This window comes from Burkholderia sp. AU45388 (assembly GCF_030481585.1).
Classification (GTDB): domain Bacteria; phylum Pseudomonadota; class Gammaproteobacteria; order Burkholderiales; family Burkholderiaceae; genus Burkholderia; species Burkholderia sola.
Window position 1 is genome coordinate 1 of record NZ_JAUJPV010000078.1, and the last position, 715, is coordinate 715.

Sequence of the window (715 nt, forward strand, 5' to 3'; positions counted from 1 at the left end):
GGACCTATCCGTGATTTCGTGGGCGAGGCATATCATGAGGTGTAAAAGTCATGGATATGCCAATGAAGAAGAAACGGCAAACTGTAGCGCGTCAGGCGGCGGCTCGCGGGCCGCTGCCTGAACTGCCCAAGGAACTGCTGGACCAACTGGTCAAGGGGCCGATGACGCCGACCGAGGTCCAGGATTTGATGCTGGCGTTCAACAAAGCAGTCATCGAACGCGCAATGGGCGCCGAGATGAATCTGCATCTGGGCTACCCGTCGGGCCAGTCCAAGCCGCCCGGGCAAGCCAACGAGCGCAACGGCGCCAGCGGCAAGACGGTCATCACCGATCGGGGCCCGGTTCGGGTCGAAGTCCCCCGCGATCGCGACGGCAGCTTCGAGCCGATCCTGATTCCCAAGCATGAGCGCCGCTTCACCGGCTTTGACGAACGCATCATCGCGATGTACGCCCGCGGCATGAGCGTGCGCGAGATTCAGGCGTTTCTGGCCGAGAGCTACGGCACCGAAGTGTCTCCCGACTTCATCAGTTCGGTCACCGACGAGGTGATGGCCGAAGCGCTGAGCTGGCAGAGCCGCCCGCTTGAGACGATGTATCCGGTCGTCTTCTTCGACGCGCTGCGGGTCAAGATCCGCGACGACGGCGTGGTCAGCAACAAGGCCGTCTATCTGGCCTTGGGCATTCAGGCCGACGGCCAGCGCGACGTGCTGGGCCT

The 715-nt window shown here is 62.8% G+C and carries 1 pseudogene; it reads left to right on the forward strand.

The window, feature by feature from the left end:
- Window positions 1–62 precede the first annotated feature (62 nt).
- Window positions 63–715: pseudogene (locus QZM72_RS35530) on the forward strand (IS256-like element ISBcen18 family transposase); the annotation flags it as partial.